This window comes from Comamonas sp. GB3 AK4-5, assembly GCF_041320665.1.
GTDB lineage: Bacteria > Pseudomonadota > Gammaproteobacteria > Burkholderiales > Burkholderiaceae_C > Comamonas.
In genome coordinates, this window is sequence record NZ_CP166730.1 from 4,701,915 (window position 1) to 4,720,877 (window position 18,963).

An 18,963-nucleotide genomic window follows, 5' to 3' on the forward strand; every position below is an offset into this window, starting at 1 on the left:
GGGGGCTTGCCTTCACCATGCCGCAGAGCTTATGCCGTGGCCACTTCCGTAGCGTCTTCGACCTCCACCACGCCGTAGGCCGCAGGCCCCACCAGGGCGCGGTAGTAGTTGGGCAGGGCAAACAGGGCACCATGCACCTCGGGGTTGTAGTACTGCAGATCGCCCACACCCCGGGCCTGCAGGCGCTGGGCCGCAGCGGCAGGCGTCAGGCGCGAGGCATCCAGGCTGTCCGACACCACGGCCATGCCCCAGTACGCGCCATACAGCGGCACATACAGGCCGTAGCAGCGCACCTTGAGGAATTGCTGCTGCAGCTCGGCCACCAGGTCTTGCACCTGCTCGGGGTGAAATACCGGGCTGCCCAGGTGCAGCACCAGGGCCCCACCCGGCGCCATGGCCCGGCGTATGCGTTGCCAGGCGCTGCCGGTGTACAGGCATTCGGCCGGTGTGTCGGGGTCGGTCAGGTCCATGAACACCAGGTCAAAGCGCTCTTCCGTCTGGTCCAGGTAGAGCATGCCGTCGCCCTCCAGTACCTGCAGGCGCGGGTCGTCCCACACGCCGCGGTGCACAGCCTGCAACTCGGCCTTGGCCGTGGCAATCACCTCGCTGTCCAGCTCGGCCAGCACCACCTGCTCCAGCGTGTTGTGCTTGAGCAGCTCTTCGGCCGCGCCCCCGTCACCACCGCCAATGATCAAGGCCTTGCGCGGTTGTGGATGGGCCAGCGTGGCCGGGTGTATCAGGGCCTCGTGGTAGAAAAACTCCTCGCGCTCCGAGGTCATGAAGCGGCCATCCAGGCGCAGCACCTTGCCAAAGCGCGGCGTGTCCAGCAGCTCCAACTGCTGGTAGGCAGTCTGGCGTCGCTGCAGCAGCTCGGCCTGCAGGCCAAAGCTGGCATCCGGGGTCAGGGCTTCCATCACCTGGCTGCCCTCGCCTTCGCCCGCACCGCTGATGTCTCCGCGCCACAGTTGCTGGCGCACCACCCGGCGCGGCGCATAGGCCGCCACCACGCCCTCCATCAAGGCCTGGGCCTTGCCCGTGTTGTCGCCCGAGAAGTTGCACACATAAACGTCGACAGTGACGTTGCCGGTTTCCGGCCAAGTGTGAATCGCCAGGTGCGACTCGGCCAGCAAGACCGTTCCTGTCACCCCGCCGGGCTGGCCCTGGTAGGGCGGAAACTTCACCCACTGTGCCCCCACCTCGGTCAGCCCCGCACTCAGGGTCTGTGCGGTGCACAAGGCGGCGATCTGGGCGTCATCCAGCATCAAGTCATCGGAACAGCGGCAGTCGTAGAGGTCAGCGGTCAGGTGCAAGCCTTGCATGTCGGTGGGTTCTCCTTGTCTTGCGTCAAACGCAAAAAAAATTACAGAAAAGCGCAAGATCCTAACAACTTAGGAAAATATAGCCACCGATACACGCACACTGCCTGCCAGTACTCCGTCCCCAAAAGTACTGCCATTCCAGCCCGGCTCTCCAAGAACGTGTTCAAAGTCTCCTCGCGGCGCGCCAGTCCACATATCTGGCGCTATCCATGGCGGGGCACCGCGCCAGTGCCGCCGCGCCGGTGTCGTCCCCCTCCGGCGAAGCCAGAGAGAGGGAAGGCGCGCAGCGACTCAGGGGGTGATCACCGTCAACTCCATCAGGCTGTCCACATACCCGTCCGCATCCACGCCTTTAATGGGCTGGCCATGGTTGTAGCCATAGGACACCAGCACCACCGGACAACCTGCAGCGCGCGCGGCCTGGGCATCGTTGCTGGAGTCGCCCAGCATCAGCGTGCGCGCGGGTGCGCTGCCCAGGGCTTCACAGGTTTTGAGCAGCGGCAGCGGGTCGGGCTTCTTCACCGGGAAGGAGTCACCACCAAACACCTGCTCGAACAAGCCATCCAACCCCTTGGCCGCCAGCAGCGGCACGGTGAAGGCCATGGGCTTGTTGGTGACGCAAGCCAGGCGCAGGCCTGCGTCTTTCAAGGCCTGCAAGCCCTCTTTCACCCCGGCATACACGGCAGAGTGGTCGCCGTTGATGGCGATGTAGTGGTACTCGTAGCGCGCCAGCGCGGTGGGGAACAGAGCCTGTACCGCATCCGCCATATCGGCATCTGACTGCCCGCAGCGCGGCAGCACATAGGCCAGCACGCTGCGCAGCAAATGCTCGGTACCCTTGCCCACCATATGCTCCACCGCCGTGGCCGGCAGGCCGGGCAGCTTGAGGTCATCCAGCATGCGGCGTATGGCCTCGGCAAAGTCGCCGATGGTGTCGACCATGGTGCCATCCAGGTCGACGATGGCGGCGTCTACGTCAACGTGGGAAACATGAGAATGGGGAAAACGGATCAGGGTCACGGTACAGACAGAGCAGATGCAAAGCGGTCTATCGTAAGCCCCAGGCTGAACCGGCCCCAGAAATCGGGGCCATGGAGTTGCAAGGCAAGTCCCCAAACGGGGGCTTTTACTCTCTGCTGGAGCGGGCCTGGGAGACCCACCAAAGCCCCCCTTTCGGGGGAGGGTTGAGATGGGGCCTGCGTCCTCTGCGAATCCCTCGGCAAGGGTGCACGCTGCTGCCCCCATCCCTGCCTTCCCCCAACGTGGGAAGGATTCACACCCACCTCGCCTGCATCAAACGCTCTGGCGCAGCGTCTTGGCGGCGGCCACCATATGGGTCAGCGCAGCCACCACCTCGGGCCATTGGCGGGTCTTCAAACCGCAGTCGGGGTTGACCCAGAGACGCTGTGCCGGGATGCGCTCGGCGGCCTTTCGCATCAGGTTGACGATATGCGCCTCGGAAGGGATGTTGGGCGAGTGGATGTCGTACACACCGGGGCCGATTTCGTTGGGGTACTGGAAATGCTCGAAGGCAGCCAGCAGTTCCATGTCCGAGCGCGAGGTTTCGATGGTGATGACATCGGCGTCCATGTCGGCGATCGAGGCGATGATGTCGTTGAACTCCGAATAGCACATATGGGTGTGGATTTGCGTTGCATCCTGCACGCCGTTGGCGGTGATCCGGAAGGCCTCCACGGCCCAGTCCAGATAGGTCTTCCACTGCGACTTGCGCAGCGGCAGGCCTTCGCGCAGCGCGGCCTCGTCGATCTGGATCACCTGCACGCCGGCTTTTTCCAGGTCCAGCACCTCCTGCCGCATCGCCAGCGCCAGCTGGTAGCAGGACAGCGAACGCGGCTGGTCGTCACGCACAAACGACCAGTTCAGGATGGTGACCGGGCCGGTCAGCATGCCCTTCATGGGCTTGTCCGTCAGCGACTGGGCGTACGTGGTCCACTCCACCGTCATGGCCTTGGTGCCATGGTTCTGGCGGCTGATATCGCCAAACAGAATCGGCGGCTTCACGCAGCGCGAGCCATAGGACTGCACCCAGCCGAACTGGCTGAAGACATAGCCATCGAGCTGTTCGCCAAAGTACTCCACCATGTCGTTGCGCTCGGCCTCGCCATGCACCAATACATCCAGACCCAGGGCCTCCTGCTCACGCACGCTGCGTGCGATCTCGGCACGCATCGCGGCCTGGTAGCCGGCAGCGTCCAGGCGGCCGGCCTTGAAGGCACTGCGGGCCTGGCGGATTTCTGCGGTCTGCGGAAAGGAGCCGATGGTGGTGGTGGGAAAAGCGGGCAGCTTGAGTAGCGCGGCCTGCTTGGCGGCACGCACGCTATAGGGCTGCTGGCGCTGCCCCAGCTTGGCCGTGATCTGGGCCACCGCAGCGCGCACGGCGGGGTTGTGCACGCGCGGCGAGGCGCGGCGGGCCGCCAGGGCAGCGGCGTTGGCGGCCAGCTCATTGCGGACGGCATCGCGACCTTGCGTGAGCGCCTTGCCCAGCACGCGCAGCTCCTCCAGCTTTTGCAGCGCAAAGGCCAGCCAGGACTTCACTTCCGCATCCAGTTTTTGCTCGCTGTTCAGGTCCACCGGCACATGCAGCAGCGAGCACGACGGCGCAATCCACAAACGCTCGCCCAGGCGATCGGCCAGCGGCTCGATCCAGTCCAGCACGGCGACCAGATCGCTCTTCCAGATGTTGCGGCCGCTGATCACGCCCACCGACAGCACCTTGTGCCCGGGCAGCAGGCCGATGAGTTGCTGCACATCGTCGCGGCTGCCGTTAACGGCATCCACATGCAGACCGGCCACGGGCAGGTTGGCCGCCAGATGCTTGTTGTCCAGTAGCTGGCCGAAATAAGTGGCCACCAGAATCTTGATTTTGGCGCTCTTGAGCTGGTGATAGGCCAGGTTGAAGGCATGCTGCCAATCGGCATCCAGCTCGGTCACCAGAATGGGCTCGTCCATCTGCACCCACTCCACACCCTGGGCGGCCAGTTGCTCCAGCAGCTCGGCGTACACGGGCAATATGCGCTCCAGCAGCGCCAGCTTGTTGGAGTCGTCCTTGGCCTTGCCGATGGCCAGATAGGTCACGGGGCCGATGAGCACGGGCTTGGACTGCACGCCCTGGGCCTTGGCTTCGGCCAGTTGCGCCAGCAGGCGCGAGGCGTCCAGCTTGAACTGGGTGGCGGCGGTGAACTCGGGGACGATGTAGTGGTAGTTGGTGTCAAACCACTTGGTCATCTCACCTGCGGCCACGCCGCCACAGCAGCCGCTGTGCTCCTCCCCACCCTTGGCCGAACGACCACGGGCCACGCGGAAATAGTTGTCCAGCGCATCGCCGTGGAAGCCCTGCACACGCTCGGGCAGATGGCCCAGGGTGAAGCTGGTGTCCAGCACCTGGTCGTAAAAAGAAAAATCGCCCACGGGCACCAGGTCCAGGCCTTGCTGGTCGGCCCAGTGGCGGGCACGCAGTTCGGCACCCAACTGCTGCAGTGCGTCGCGGGAGGACTCGCCCTTCCAGTAGGACTCCAGCGCGAACTTCAGTTCACGCTGGGCGCCGATGCGGGGAAAGCCGAGGTTGTGGATGGTCGTCATGGCAATGCGGGCTCGAAAAAATACGGTTGCAGGGAAGGAATGCCCGGATGCTAAGAAAAGTACTCCATGAAGTAAAATGGTCTTATCTCACGAGTCCATGAGCATGATTCATAAGAAAAAACGCTCATATTCATATCCACATCGGATTCCCCATGCTCGAACGCATCCACCTGGCCATCGTCCAGGAAGTCGAAAAACAGGGCTCGCTGACCGCCGCCGCCGATGTGCTGTGCGTGACCCAATCGGCGCTGAGCCACAGCATGAAAAAGCTGGAAAACCAGCTGGGCACCGACATCTGGCTGCGCGAAGGCCGCAGCCTGCGCCTGACCCAGGCCGGCCAGTATTTGCTGGCCGTGGCGGGCCGCGTGCTGCCCCAACTGGACCTGGCCGAAACCCGGCTGCAGCAATACGCCCAGGGTGAGCGCGGCGCTTTGCGCATCGGCATGGAATGCCACCCCTGCTACCAGTGGCTGCTGAAAATCGTCTCGCCCTATCTGGCCGCCTGGCCCGATGTGGATGTGGACGTGAAGCAGAAATTTCAGTTCGGCGGCATCGGCGCGCTGTTTGGCTATGAGATCGATTTGCTGGTGACGCCCGACCCGCTGGACAAGCCCGGCATCGTGTTTCAGCCGGTGTTCGACTACGAACAGGTGCTGGCCGTGGCGCGCAATCACCCGCTGGCCCAGCGCGCCCAGGTGCGGCCCAAGGATTTGGCGGGCGAGGTACTGATCACCTACCCCGTGGCCACGGAGCGGCTGGACATCTTCAACCAGTTTCTGCTGCCCCAGAACATCACACCACGCCGCCACAAAACCATCGAAACCACGGACATCATGATGCAGATGGTGGCCAGTGGCCGCGGCGTCACGGCACTGCCGCGCTGGCTAGTGGAGGAATACGCCAGCAAGATGGATGTGGTGCCGGTGCGCCTGGGCGCCAAAGGCATACCCAAGCAGATCTACCTGGGCGCACGCGAGGCCGATTTGCAGACCGACTATGTGCAGGCTTTTATCGCGCTGGCCAAAAGCGCCACGCCTGCCGTCTCAGCAGACCGGTGAGCTGTCACGCCCGCTATGGAAGCGCTTTCGAATCCGTAGCACGCATAGCCCTACCGGCCTACACCAGGTGGCAAAAATACCTGCGTCGATGCCGGTTTGAAATTCAGTTGTGAAGTGATGTTCCGAGGCCGGGACTCGCCCCCCCATCCCAACCTTCCCCCGGCAGGGGAAGGAGACAAAAAGAAAAGCCTTCCAGCACCAGGCCTGGAAGGCTTTCCTCCGCCATCACAGCGGATCGCAAATCAACCGCGAGGGTTCAAGACAAGAGCGCAGCGCATAAAACTGGCGCGCCCCACGCCAGAGACACCGCGCAAGGGCCGCCCCGCCGCGCTGGTGTCGTCCCCCTGCCCGCGAGCGCAGCGACGCGAGAGCGGGGGGAAGGCACGCTAGTGCCTCAGGGGGGTGTTCATCAGAACGTGCTCAGCACGTTGATAAACCAACCTCGGCTGCGGTAGGACAGATCGGTCAAATCGTCCGAGTAGTTGGTGAAGTTATAGCCCACGCCTGCCTTCACATGCTTGCCCACATGCTTGTAGACAGCCACCAGCGCGCCGGCGCGGGAGTCCTGCGCTTCCTTGACGCGCAGATTGCGCAGCTCGGTCACGATGTCCCATTCGCGCACCCAGTGCCAGTCTGCACGCAGCACCACCAGGTCGGCACGGCTGGAGAACCATTCACCCTCGGTCTTGTTCATGCGCAGCTTGCCTGTGCGCAGGCCGTACTTGAAGCCCAGCGACACCCAGGGCTTGACGTCCCAGATGGTGTCGATGGAGAAGATCTGGCTTTTCTGCGCGTAGTCGGCGATCTGGCCATTGCTGTCCAGCTGACCTGCCGTGGGCACGTTGTGGTAGCTGGTCAGCTTGACCAGGGTGTTCCAGCGATCGTTGTCCACGGGGCGGTAGGCCGCACCCAGCACGGCTTCGTGGAAGTTGCCGTCATAGAAAGCACCTTCCGAATTGCTGCTGCGCGAGATGTTGAACTTGCCCAGCAAACGCCAGGCCTGGCTCAGCTGCTGGCCATAGCTGTTGCGCATCAACCAGGTGTTGCGGGTCTGGCCGTTGGTGTTTTTGTCACGGCGCAGTTCCACGGCACCAGCGTACTTCAGACCGTCGAACTTGTAGCTGGTCGAGAAGCCCACGGCCTTGCGGTCGTAGTCGCCACCCAGCTCATCGCTGATGGTGCCGAACTCCATCTTGGAGCCGAAGTTCCAGCGGTCGTTCGGCGCCAGGTCCACACCAAAGGCCTGTACCAGGCTTTGCGAGCCCGCACCATCGGTGGCGCGCACCTCGCCAAAGAGGCGTGTGCTGTCGTTGAGGCGGTAGTTGGAGCCCGTCACCCAGCTGCCGTAGCGGCCACGGTAGTTGCTGTCCGGGTTCTCGCTTTCCAGGCGGTAGTTCAAATAGGCATTGCTGCGGTCGCTGATGCGGTAGTCCGCGCCCAACATGCCGCCCGCGCCCAGGTTGCCACCCGAGGCTTCGGCATTCAGCGCCCAGCGATCGTTCAGGCGCAGCTGGCCGCCCACGCCGGCGCGGTTGTTGGCATCGCGCTCTTCGGTGCGCTCCACCGTGCCTTGCACAAAACCGTAGATGGACCAGTCTTCCTTCTCGCCAGGCTTGCCGCCTTCCTTCAGCGGCACGTAGTCGGCGCGCAGCTGCAGGTCGGTACGGGCACCGTTTTGCGACAGCGTAGGGCTGGCGTTGGCCATCTTCAGCTGGCGCTTGTCGTGGCGCATGCCGGCCGTGACGGCCCATTCCTCACCCAGCTGATGGCGCAGGCCCAGTTCAGCGTTATTGGAAGTTTGGTAGTCGCCCTCGCGGTCATCGGCCTTGGCCTGCAGCGTGGTGCGCTCGGTCAGCGGCAGCTGGGCCTTCAGGCCCATTTGCCGAATGGCCTCGCCGTTGTAGGCGATTTGGCCGGGGGCCGAATAGCCTTTTTCCCGGTCCTGCACATAGGCGCTGAGCTGGCCCTTGTGGTTGTCGGTGACTTCGGCCAGGTCCAGCGTGGCTTCCACGCGGTAGGCCTGGGCATTGGCCGAGCTGGCGCCGTTGATGGCGTTGAAGTCGTAGCCACCATCCACCGATGAGGTGCTGGTGATGTCGCTGACACCGCTGGAACGGGCCACCTCGGCCTTGACCTGCGTGCCGGCTGCCACACGCACTGTGGCATCCACGCCTTGCAGCGTCTGGCGGTATTCATGCTCGCCCTGGCGGTAGCCTGTTAGGCCCACACGCAAATGGTCATTCACCCAGTGGCTGACACGGCCACCATAGGCCATGGAGTCCACCGCGCTCACGCCCGGCACGTATTCGTAGGTCACCACCAGGTGCAGCGGATTGCCCGACAGCGCGCTGGTGTAGATGATGCCGCCCGCCGACGCAGTCGATGGCAGGGGTGCGCTCAGCATGATGCGGCCCTGCAGGTAGTTAACCTCGTAGTCCTGGCCGGGCGCCAGTTGGCGGCGCTCTATCACCATGCCCGAGTCACGGTCACGCACTTCCACCCACACGCGTTCCGAACCCACGGTCACATCCTGGTGGCGCATGTAGTAAAGCGAGCCACCCGTGCCACGGAATTCCTCGCGCGCACCCATGGTGCCGGGGTCGGCCGCAAAGGCGTCCAGGCCTGTGCGGCGCTCGCCGAAGCCGGTGGCATCTTCCGAGCGCAGCTTGAGACGCGCACCGTACAGACCACGCGAATACTGGATCAGCTCCGAGCCGCTCCACGAGGTCTGAAAGTTACCCCACATGACCTGGGATTCACCCTTTTCCAGGCGCACAAAAAACTTGCCCTGGGTGGGCGCATCGTCCACCGTGGTGCTGTCGTCGCCATAGACCGGGTAATACGCATCGGGATCAATGCGGCGCAGCAGATAGCGCGGGTCCTTGGCGGTGAAGTTGCTGAACAGGTCTTTCAAGGGCTGCTCGCGCGTGTCGGCAGCGGCCGTCAGCAGCCATTCGCCCTTGATCTTGCCCTTGAGATAAAAAGCTCCGCGCCCGTCCACATAGGTGTTGTCGCGGTAGTGCTGCAGGTCGTTGGTGACCAACTCGGCCGGACCGGTGGTCTTGTTCTGGCCTATGGTCAGATCGCCCACGGCCACATAGAACCAGTCGTTGTCAGGGATGGAGACGTTGCGGCGGAAGGTGGCTGTGCGGCCGTCCGTGCCCTTGACGCTCACATCCACACCATGCGGACCGGTGGCCAGAATCTGGCGCGCCACAAAGCGGCCGTTGTCGTCCACGGGAATCTGCTGGCCCAGCACGGTGACGGTTTCACCGGGCTTGATCTTGGTGCCACTGACGGTGATGGTGCCGCCGCGCACGGGGATGTTGCTGACATGCAGCGCGTTCTCGCCCCAGCCCACCAGTGCCTCGCGGCTGGGCTTGTCCAGATCGTTCAAAGGCCGTGCACGGGTGGCGATGTTCAGCGACTTGGTCGCCGTTTCATCGAAGCGGCCCTTGCGGTCGTAAACACGCAGCACATAGATGTATTCGTCCTGGCCTTCCACCGGCACGGTCCAGGCCGTGGTGGTTTCCCAGTGCAGCGGCAGCACGGCCAGCGCCTTGCCATCGGTGGGCTCGCCCTTGCGGAAGACGCGCACCTCGGCCTTGTCAATCCAGCTGGCGTAGTTGCTCCAACCGCGGAACTGCACGGCCTCGCCACGCAGCGTCACATCGGTGGCGGCCCACACGTTCAGCGCCGGCTTGGCAGCCAGGTCGTCGTACTTGATCTGGATGTCGGCACGCTCCAGGGCCACGTCCACGCAGCGCTGGCGGTCGGCCTCGTTCACGGCAGCGCCGGACATGTCCTCGCCATCCACGGTGATGCGGAAAGGCAGATCGGCCGTCTCCCGCGCCGGGGCGCAGGCATCGGCCGGGGCGGCCACGACAGGCGCAGGGGCCGCCACGGGCGCGGCGACCTCGTCCCACCACAGAGTGATGATGACGCGGCGGTTCTGCGCCATGCCCTGGGGGTTGGCATTGCTGGCCACGGGCTGGGCCTCGCCCTTGCCGCTCATGGCCACGGCCTCGGCCGGCAGGCCCAGACCACGGCGCAAATAGCTGGCCACGGCCAGGGCACGCGCTTCGGACAGGCCTTGGTTGTCACGGAACAAGCGCTTGGTCTGCGGTGCCAGACGCTGGCTGTCGGTGTGGCCCTCCACGGCAATGCGCACACCCTGCTTGCCTTGCAACTGCGCCACGACGGCGTCCAGCGCGGACAGCGATGCAGCCGTCAGATCGGCCTTGCCGGAGGCAAACAAGGCCCCCGAAGTATCGGACTCCGCCAAGGCCACGGCCTGCTGGGCCGGGGCCTGGGGCAACGTGGCATTGGCGGCGCGCATGGCCTCGGCATCGGCCCGCGTCACCCCGGAGGGCAGTGCGTAGCCAAAGCCTTGCGGCACCTGCTCGGACGGCGGCGGCATGGCCACCGTCATCTGGCGCGCGTTATCCACGCGCTTGCCTTGCTGGGTGTCAGCCTCTGGCTGGCTGGCCCAGGCGGCGCTGCTGCCCAGCAGCACCAGGGCAGCTGCGCAAGCGACAGACGAACGACTCCACTCGGGGCACACCGCAGCGTGCCCGCTTTGCTTCAACGGGTTCATTAACGGACTCCCTCTGCCTTGTTCTGTTCAAAGGATTCCGTCTCGATCACCAGCGGTGGTGTGTCGTCCTCCTGTTGCTTTTTCTGCTGTGCCTGTTGGGCATAGCCATCCTGGATGCGCTGGGTCAGTGCCTTCAGGCGCTGCTCGGCCACATCCTTGCTCTCACCCGTCATGCGATAGGCGATACGCAGCACCGTGGGGCGCTCGGCCAGCTGCGTGAGCAGCTGTGCAATCTGCTCGTTCCACTGCGTGGACAGCTGCTTGCCGTCTTCTGCAAAGGCACGACCATCGACTTCCAGACGCAGCACCTTGTGCACCGTGGCGCCAAAGTTCAGCTTCACCATCTTGCCGCGGGTCACGCGCACATCACGGGGGTTTTCCGTGGTCATGCGGTAGCCCGAAGGCAGGGTGCGCTCGTCCAGCTTCATCACAAAGTTGCTGCCGCGGTCCGCCTGCGGAATCGCTGCACAAGCCACGTGAAAGCGCCCATCGGCATCGGTGGTGACCAGCAGGCCACGCGCCGTCACCACGCGCACATTGGGAACACCGGGCTCGCCCTGGTCCTGGTAGCCGTTGGCGTTCTTGTCGTCAAACACCTTGCCAATCAGGTCGGAGCAGTCAAAGGTCGGATCTGGCACCACACGCACCAGCGCACTGGCCACGTTGGAGATGCGCTCGTTCACCTGGCTGTTCAGCGCCCAGGCCTGGTTCACGTATTCGCCTTCGCCCACACCGGCACCCACCACCAGCAGCAGCTTGAAGGTCTTTTTCTCGCCTGCCGCGAAAGTCTGACTCTTCCAGTCCAGCAAACGGCCTGCAACCACAGGCTCCATGGGCATGCCGTTGTAGGTGGCAGACCCCACGCGGTAGCGAAAGCCCGGCGGAATATGGTCTTGCACATTCACATTGCCCAGCGCTGCCTGCAACGTATTGGTCGCCGTGATGGTGTAGGGCACCAGATCACCCTTGGCCACATTCACCTTGGGCGTGGTCTTGCTCACCACGATGGCACCGCCCAGGATGGGGTCGATGGGGATGTGGTTGTTCAGCACGTTGTGCGACCTTTGCGCATCGATCACAAAGCTGAAGTAGTACTGCGTTGTCGCCGGTCCCACGCCGCCCACGCAAGCCGCAGACCCAGCGGGGGCATGCAGCGGCACGCCGGCCGCAGGAGCATTCGAACTCGCTTGGATCAGCTCGGGATTGTTGGTTCCTGCACTCACATCCAGCGTACTGGAAGTACATGCCGGAATCATGGCAGACGGTGCAGGCAAATATCCTGCAGGAACCGCCACGGTCAAGGTGTACGTGCCCACAGGGGCCGTACCGTTCAGCCAGAACTGGTAGAGGCCGTCCGCACCCGTAGTCTGGCTGGCAGAGTTCGCTCCAAAAAGATGCTGCACGGGATCAAATCCGCCAGGCCCGCTGATGGTCACCACCGCGCCCTTGACCGGCTGGCGCGTCACCGCGTCATAGACCACGCCACTGGGATCCAGCGGCAGACTTTGCTGTGTGATGTTGTCACCGGGCAGCAATGTTAGCCCCATCAGCACACCATTTTTGACGGAGGCACCGCCGGGGTTGCCGTTGTTGGTGCCCTGCTCGTTGGCCTCCTCTGTGTCACGTTGGCCATCTATGGTGTTGCGCCCGTCCTCGTTGGTCACGCCGCCCGCATAAATCACACCACCGTTGGCGGGATCGCGGAAGCGCAGCTCATAGCCAGAGCCTGGTGGCAAATCCTGGATCTGGTAAGCGCCATTGGCATCCGTCAGCGCAGTGGCAACCACCACGCCATTGCGCAGCAACTCCACCAACACACCCGCCACACGCGGCTTGCTGCCATCAAGCTTGCGGCTGTGGTCTGTATCGCGCCACACGGTTCCACTGATGCGAGCGCCCTTGGCCACAGGCACCGGGTCTTTCACGATGTTGTTGCCATCCAGCCCCGGAGGCTCGCCACCACCCTCCACTGTTGCTGTGTTGACGGCAATCGTGCCGTCCAGCGCATCGTCCGAGCGCACCTTGAGCGTGATGGGGTTGCCATCGCTGCCCGCCGCAATCGGCGTGGTGCTGGTACAGGTCACCACCGCTGCACCCACTGCGCTGGAACAGGTCCAGCCCATGCCATAGGCAGGTGCCGCCAGCGTCATGCCATGGGGCAAGGTGTCAACCACCGTGATCATGCCAACAGTGGGCTGTCCACCCACGTTATGGGCCGTGAGGGTGAAGACTCCGAAGATGTCCGAACCCGCAGCAAACGACTCACCTTGGTGCGTCTTTTTAATGGAGAGGTCTACGGCGTTGCCAGGCAACTCTGCGAAGTTGTTGTCCGCAGAGGCTTTGTTGTTTCCCTTCAGGTCGATATCGGCAATCGTGCTGCCTTGGCCTGTAGATGGATTTGCCGGAGTCACACTGCCAGTTGTGGTGCCTACTTTGATCTGACCTTCGGTTGTCCCTGCCGGCTGCACGGGTTGGGTCACGGTGTAGGTACCCTCTGGCAGATTCTCGAAGCGGTAATTGCCGCTGGCATCCGTATACACCTCACGGTTGACCGGGTTGTTCAACACATCCGTGCCAGTCAAGACGATTTTTTGCTTAGGCAGGCCATAGTCCTTGCCATTGAACAGACCGTCGTTTTCGAAGTCCAGGAACACCTTGCCGGAAATACTGCGCGAAGAAGGGATCTCCGCAAAATTATTGCTCTTCGACACGGTATTGGGCGGCAGGTCAATGCCCTCAATCCGGCTGGTGTTGCCCTCTACATTCGGGTTCGATGGTGTGCCTCCCGTGCTGCCCTTGGTAGTCTGACCATTGCTGGCGCCTGCGGGCTGCTCAGGCTGCACCACAGTGTATTTGCCTGGGGGCAAATCGTCGAAACGGTAGTCCCCATTCGCATCCGTGGTGGTCGTGCAGGGGTTCTTGCTGACTCCGCCCACCGAACACACCGCAGGCAGGCCCTGCTCGTTCAACAGCTTGATGGGGACGCCGGCAATGCCCTTGTCAGAGCCATTGAATTCGCCATCGTTGTTCTGGTCCAGAAATACCTTGCCGGTGATGCTGGAGTAGCCAATCTCAGGAAAGTCGTTGCCCGTGCTGCTCGCCACCTGGCCCGAGGTCTCCTCCAGCTTGATGCCTGCGATCTGGCTGCTGGTGGACGAGCCATTTGAAGGCGTGCCCTTGGTGCCTGTACCACCAGTAATAACACCCGCTTGCGGCGTTCCATTGCCCGTGCCAGCAGGTTGATTCGGCTGGCATACGGTGTATTCGCCTGCAGCCAAATCGGCAAACAGGTAATTGCCCAGGGGGTCGGTCTTCACCGTTTTCAACAGCGCGCCGGAGCAGCTTGTGCCTTGGTGCAGCTCAATGGTTTCCCCTGCAATCGGACTGTCCTTGACGGGATCAAAGAGACCTCCATCCACCAGGTTGTCCTTGAACACCTTCCCTGAAATCGCACCCTTGGCGCTGACACTCAAGATGGCATTGGCCGGCTCGGGGTTCTTGCCCACATTGGTGTCCAGCGCACCTGCGGGGATGGTGTTGTTGTAGTCACCGGCTACATTCCCGGCCTGCACCTGCACCGTGATGTAGCAGCCACCTGCGGGCACCGAAGCGCCACTCTTGTAGGTGATGGCGGTTTCGCCACCAGCGGCCTTCACCTGGGCCACCGCACAGGTTCCGCCAATGGCGGGAGTCGCTGCCACCTTCATCTGTGCGGGCATGACAGGCAATGTATCCACCATGTCCTTGCTCAGCGTGATCGCAGTCGCATTGTCATTGGCAATGCGAATGGTCAAGGTGGACTCGCCATTGGCGGCCACCACGGCCGGAGAGAACTGCTTGCTCACCGAAGGTGGCATGCTCACCACCAGCTCGGCGCTGGTGCGCTCCTCGTTGTGCACACCTTCCTTGGTCGTCACCGCGCCGCTGGGAATGGTGTTCACATAGTTGCCAGGTTGGTTGCTCAACACGTCAACCTTCACCGTGCAACTGGCTTTGGCGGCCAGGGTTGCACCGCTCAGACGAACCTCGCGCGCCGAGGCAGTCGCTGTCACCACACCCGCAGGGCAGGTGGTACTGGCATTCGGGGTTTGCGCCACCACCAGGCCATCCGGCAGCGCGTCAGTAAACGCCAGCTCCGTCAACACCAGATCGGGGTTTTTGTTTTCCAGAACAATGGTCAGCACCGCTGACTCACCCGCCTTGCGGGCGGCCGAGCCTTTGCTCCAGCCATTGGGCAACGCGCCGGAATCCAGCGTCTTGGTACCAATGGCTTTGTGCACCACCAGCGGCTGCACCGCATGCATGGTGTTTTCAGCAGGCGGATGCTTGACCGGCTTGTCCTGCACGGTCAGGCTATTTTCCAGAATTTTGTTGGCGTAAGAGCCGTCCTTGTCGGCCACCACATCCAGCTCCACATAGCACACCACCACGGACACGCCCGCACCGGCGCCTGCTAGGCTGGCATTGCTGATGACCACCTTTTTCGGATCACTCACATCCACCTTGGTGACATCACCACAGGTCTGAACAATGTTGGGGCCAGGTGCCACCGTCATCTGGCCTCCGCCCGATGCAGCAGCTGGTAGAGAGTCCACCAGGCCCACATTGCCCAGTGCCACTGGCGTGGGGTTGTAGAAGTTGATGCGCAGACGCGAACGCTCACCGGCCGTGACCACGGACGGCGTGAATTCCTTGCTCACCCCCACCTTGCTACCGGTCTGGAACGAGGCAGTAGCAGGCGCATTGGTGGTTTGACCTTCGCTGCTCACCAAGGCCTTGCTGGGAATGATGTTCTCGAACGCACCGGGCACGGTGGTCATCACATCGACACTGATGGTGCAGGTGTTCTTGCCTGGTTCATCGGCTCCGGTGCGCGCCTTCAGCGATGCACCGGTCATGGCCACCGACACACCGCCAGTTTCGGCCTGTACATGGCCACCAGGGCATGTCGTAGCCGCATTCGCTGGGCTCGCGACCTTCAAACCCGTCGCCACGCCGCTGGCCGTACCGTCCTTGGTAAACCAGTCCGTCAGCGCCATACCGGTCAAATCCTGCGCGCCATTTTTGATTTCAATGGTCAGGCGGTTGGGCTGACCCGGAGAGACATTGGCTGCCGCAAACGTCTTGGTAATGCTGGGCACTTGCGTGCCTGCACGCGTCAGTGTTGCCAACACATCCTGCTGGTTCTGCACGCCACCATCGGCCAGGATATCGCCCACCTTCAAGGTGTTCACCCAATTCCCGGAAGGCTTGCTGCCGTTGTCCACCACATCAAAAATAAAGTCGCAGGTCCCTGATGGCGGCAGCGTGGCTCCGCGCATCACGGCCTTGCCCGCGCCGGGTGCGCCTTCAAAGGTTTTGCTGCCACCGCAGGTGCTGTACATCTTGGCGGGATCCGCCAGCTTCAGGCCCGCAGCAGCCAGGTCATCGCTCACCGAAATACCGGCCAAGGGTGCTGCCGCATCGCTGTTCTTGAGCTGGATGGTGACCGTGGACTTGCCGTCAGCCGTCATCACATTCGGCGAAAACGCCTTGGCAGCTGTCAAAGAACCAATGACCGTCAGCTTCGGCGTATTGGTGTCCACCGATTCCACCGGGCCCGTGCTGCCATCGGCATAGGTCTGGGTCGCGGTCACCTGTGCTGTGTTCGGATAGACGCCTGCGGGGCCCACCACATCGACTTGAATTTCACACTGACCGGGCTTGTTGTTGCTGGCATTGCGTTTGACCACGGTGGCGCCATTCAAGGCCAGCGAGGTGCTGCCGGGGTCTGCCGTGATCGCGCCGCCGCAGGTGCTGCCGGGCTTGGCCGGAGAGGCAATGCGCAGTTGGCCCGTGCCACCAGTTGCAAGCTGCAGCGTGTCATTGAGGGTGACGCTGGCCAAATCCTTGTCGGTGTAGTTGGACAAGCGAATCTTCAGGGTCACCGGCGTGCCTTCGCGCACCGAGAAATCGGGAGTGCTGCCCGTGCCATAGTTACCGCTAAAGGTTTTTTCCGCCTTCAAAGGGGCGATCACATCCACGCTAGGGGAGTCGGATGCCCAGCCATTGCAAGCGCCACGAGCTTTGGCGGTGGCTTCATCGCCCGTAAACACGCCGCATGCTGCAATCTGATTGCTGACGTTCTTGCCAATGGACGCGATGTCCGTCGAGGTCTGCGCCCAGAAGGTGATCTTGCAAGCGCCCGGGGTATTGCCTGTGGCTTTGGGAATGCTGGCCAGGTCGAACAGCAAGTTGGTATCGCCCTGCGCATTGCTGGTCGTCAACCCACCGCAGCTGCTGACCGGGTCGTATGCACCGCCCTTGAGAAAGGTGCTGCCGTTCTTCAAGATGTCGCGCACATGCACATTGCTTGCGGACACCTGGTCGTAGTTCTGCACCGTCACCTGGTATTGCACTGGGCTGCCCGGGGCCGCATTCGCAGGCGACTGCGTCTTGCTGACCCAGAACTGATCGACCACGGTCACCGACGCGCTGTCTGGCTGGCTCACAATGGCGGAATCACCAACGTTCACCGCCTTCTCAGGGATGGTGTTGGTATAGGATCGCGGCTGGTTGGAGGCATCCAGCGACCCCTTGAAATCCACGGTAATCGTGCAGGAACCTGCGGTATTGCCAACGGCGGCGGGAATGACATAGCCCCCAGTTTGAAAGCCCTTGTCCCCACCTGTGAGAGTGGGAGCTCCTCCGCTGCAGCTGTTTTTCACATTGATGGCTTGCAAATACTTGCCGCCTGGGGTGACCTCACTGATGCTGGCTTCCGAAAAATCCGTCACATTCAACGGCGTGCTGCCATCGTTGAACAGCTGCACGGTGAACTGCCCCGTCTGGCCCGCACTCACCGTGGTGGGCGAGAAACTTTTGACAAGACGCAGCGGTGAACGCACATTGATGCTGGCTTGGGCGGGCGATGCCGGCACCAGACCTTGCTTGCTGCTGAAGTCTTTCACCAACAACTGATTTTGCTGAGCACTTAGCTGGTACTGGCCACCAGTGTGACGGGCTTTGACAGGCACGGTAATTGTGCAAGTCGCCCCCGGCGCCACGCTGACATTGCTGACGTTTACCGCTGCACCAGGGCCTGTGGTGAGGGCAGCCGTGCCAGCACCACAGCTGCTCAACGTGGCTGGCGTGCCCGTAGGCTCTATCACAGCGCCACCAGCACCGCTCACGGGGAAAGTATCCCTGAAGCTGACATTGCTCAGCGGCACGCCATCGACAGGATTGATGACCTGCAACACCAGGCTCACTGCGTCCCCACCAAGCACTGCCACAGAGGGGGAGGGGGAAAAGCTTTTACTCCATGTCGGACGGCCCGCCTTATCGACCACAAAGGTGTGGGTGCCGGGGCCGGAGTTGCTACCTTGGTCCGAGCCTACCGAGCCCGCAGGCAAGGCATAGGTCAGGCCGCTCTGCTGCTGGCCGCTGGGCGACTGTGCAATCAATGGAATATCGATATAGCAGCTGACCTTGTCCGCAGCTGATCCGCTTTTTTGGGGCACCTTAAAGCCAGAGACCTTGATGATTGTTGCATCGCTGAGGTCTACCGTGCTGCCGCTGTTCACGCTGCAGCCAGGGTCCCCCGAAATCACGGCAGACCCATTGACCTGTAGCGACCCATGGGTAGCGGATGGCAGCACCTTGGAGAAGTTCACCCCTGTCAAATCAGCCGAGCTGCTGTCATTTCCCAAGGTAATGCGCAGCGTGGTGGTTTCCCCGGGCCGCAGACTGGACTTGTCCGAGCCGGAAGCGACGCCCACGGATACGGAGAAATCGGCCAGTTCGCCCGCAGCCAACAAGCTCCCCGTACCCCACATGCCACCAGCGACCACACTTCCCCAAAGCACGCCATGGCGCACAACTCGCGCTGGAGAGGCGGCTTTGAGCGAGGCCGCTAAGCGGCGGGCTCGGTCACTCGATGGCAACAGCTTGCCCCAATCGACAAGGCGGGAATTCAACATGTAAAGCTTTCAGCAACCCGAAGTGATCACGCGCACGATCACTCAGGCAAGACAAAACGAAAAAAGGAACGGGATGGCCACACGTCAGGCGCAGACCATCAATCGACCAGCGGGCCGACAATTGACTCTAATTTTAGGAATTGTCTGATTTACATGTAGGACGATGTCTATAAAGTCACAATTTTTGACCTTTAGATACGAAATTTTCTACTGTTTAACAACATTTACCATGTTGACGAAAAGATAAGAACGCGTAAAAAAGAATATTTCGAATAAATACGAAAAATAAAGAACTACACACTGTGTGCATTCTTTGGACTGTCACAGGGTCTTGACAGGGCCTGAGGCTGCCCAGTCACGGGCTTCGGGGAGTGAGGTGCGAGATGTGCATGGCGAGCGGCATAAGCCATGTGCGCGGGAGTCCGGGG

Annotated in this window: 6 protein-coding genes; 1 reads left to right on the forward strand and 5 read right to left on the reverse strand. The window is 62.3% G+C overall.

Translation table 11 applies throughout. The features are described from left to right. Positions 1 to 29 precede the first annotated feature (29 nt). The 3 genes from speE to metE form a co-directional block, all read right to left on the reverse strand. Positions 30 to 1,319 (reverse strand): polyamine aminopropyltransferase, encoded by a 1,290-nt coding sequence (gene speE, locus ACA027_RS20890; protein WP_370680098.1) that lies wholly within the window; start codon positions 1,317 to 1,319, stop codon positions 30 to 32. Positions 1,320 to 1,610: 291 nt separating this feature from the next. Then, positions 1,611 to 2,330: a phosphoglycolate phosphatase gene (locus ACA027_RS20895; protein ID WP_370682648.1), complete on the reverse strand. Its 720-nt coding sequence runs from the start codon at positions 2,328 to 2,330 to the stop codon at positions 1,611 to 1,613. Positions 2,331 to 2,612: 282 nt separating this feature from the next. Next, on the reverse strand, positions 2,613 to 4,919 hold the full coding sequence (gene metE / locus ACA027_RS20900; RefSeq protein ID WP_370680099.1) for a 5-methyltetrahydropteroyltriglutamate--homocysteine S-methyltransferase: 2,307 nt from the start codon (positions 4,917 to 4,919) through the stop codon (positions 2,613 to 2,615). A gap of 152 nt (positions 4,920 to 5,071) precedes the next feature. Here metE and ACA027_RS20905 point away from each other — a divergent pair, with 152 nt between their 5' ends. Continuing rightward, on the forward strand, positions 5,072 to 5,977 hold the full coding sequence (locus ACA027_RS20905; RefSeq protein ID WP_370680100.1) for a LysR family transcriptional regulator: 906 nt from the start codon (positions 5,072 to 5,074) through the stop codon (positions 5,975 to 5,977). Positions 5,978 to 6,386: 409 nt separating this feature from the next. Here ACA027_RS20905 and ACA027_RS20910 read toward each other — a convergent pair whose 3' ends face one another. Beyond that, complete coding sequence (locus tag ACA027_RS20910; RefSeq protein ID WP_370680101.1) at positions 6,387 to 10,574, reverse strand: OmpA family protein; 4,188 nt, start codon at positions 10,572 to 10,574, stop codon at positions 6,387 to 6,389. Next, on the reverse strand, positions 10,574 to 18,535 hold the full coding sequence (locus ACA027_RS20915; protein ID WP_370680102.1) for an SdrD B-like domain-containing protein: 7,962 nt from the start codon (positions 18,533 to 18,535) through the stop codon (positions 10,574 to 10,576). Before ACA027_RS20915 ends, ACA027_RS20910 begins: the two co-directional genes overlap by 1 nt. Positions 18,536 to 18,963: the final 428 nt, after the last annotated feature.

Bases quoted from the DNA above. Each gene is read 5' to 3' on its own strand.
- speE (WP_370680098.1), bottom strand. From the start codon at position 1,319: ATGCAAGGCTTGCACCTGACCGCTGACCTCTACGACTGCCGCTGTTCC.
- metE (WP_370680099.1), bottom strand. From the start codon at position 4,919: ATGACGACCATCCACAACCTCGGCTTTCCCCGCATCGGCGCCCAGCGT.
- ACA027_RS20905 (WP_370680100.1), top strand. From the start codon at position 5,072: ATGCTCGAACGCATCCACCTGGCCATCGTCCAGGAAGTCGAAAAACAG.
- ACA027_RS20910 (WP_370680101.1), bottom strand. From the start codon at position 10,574: ATGAACCCGTTGAAGCAAAGCGGGCACGCTGCGGTGTGCCCCGAGTGG.
- ACA027_RS20915 (WP_370680102.1), bottom strand. From the start codon at position 18,535: ATGTTGAATTCCCGCCTTGTCGATTGGGGCAAGCTGTTGCCATCGAGT.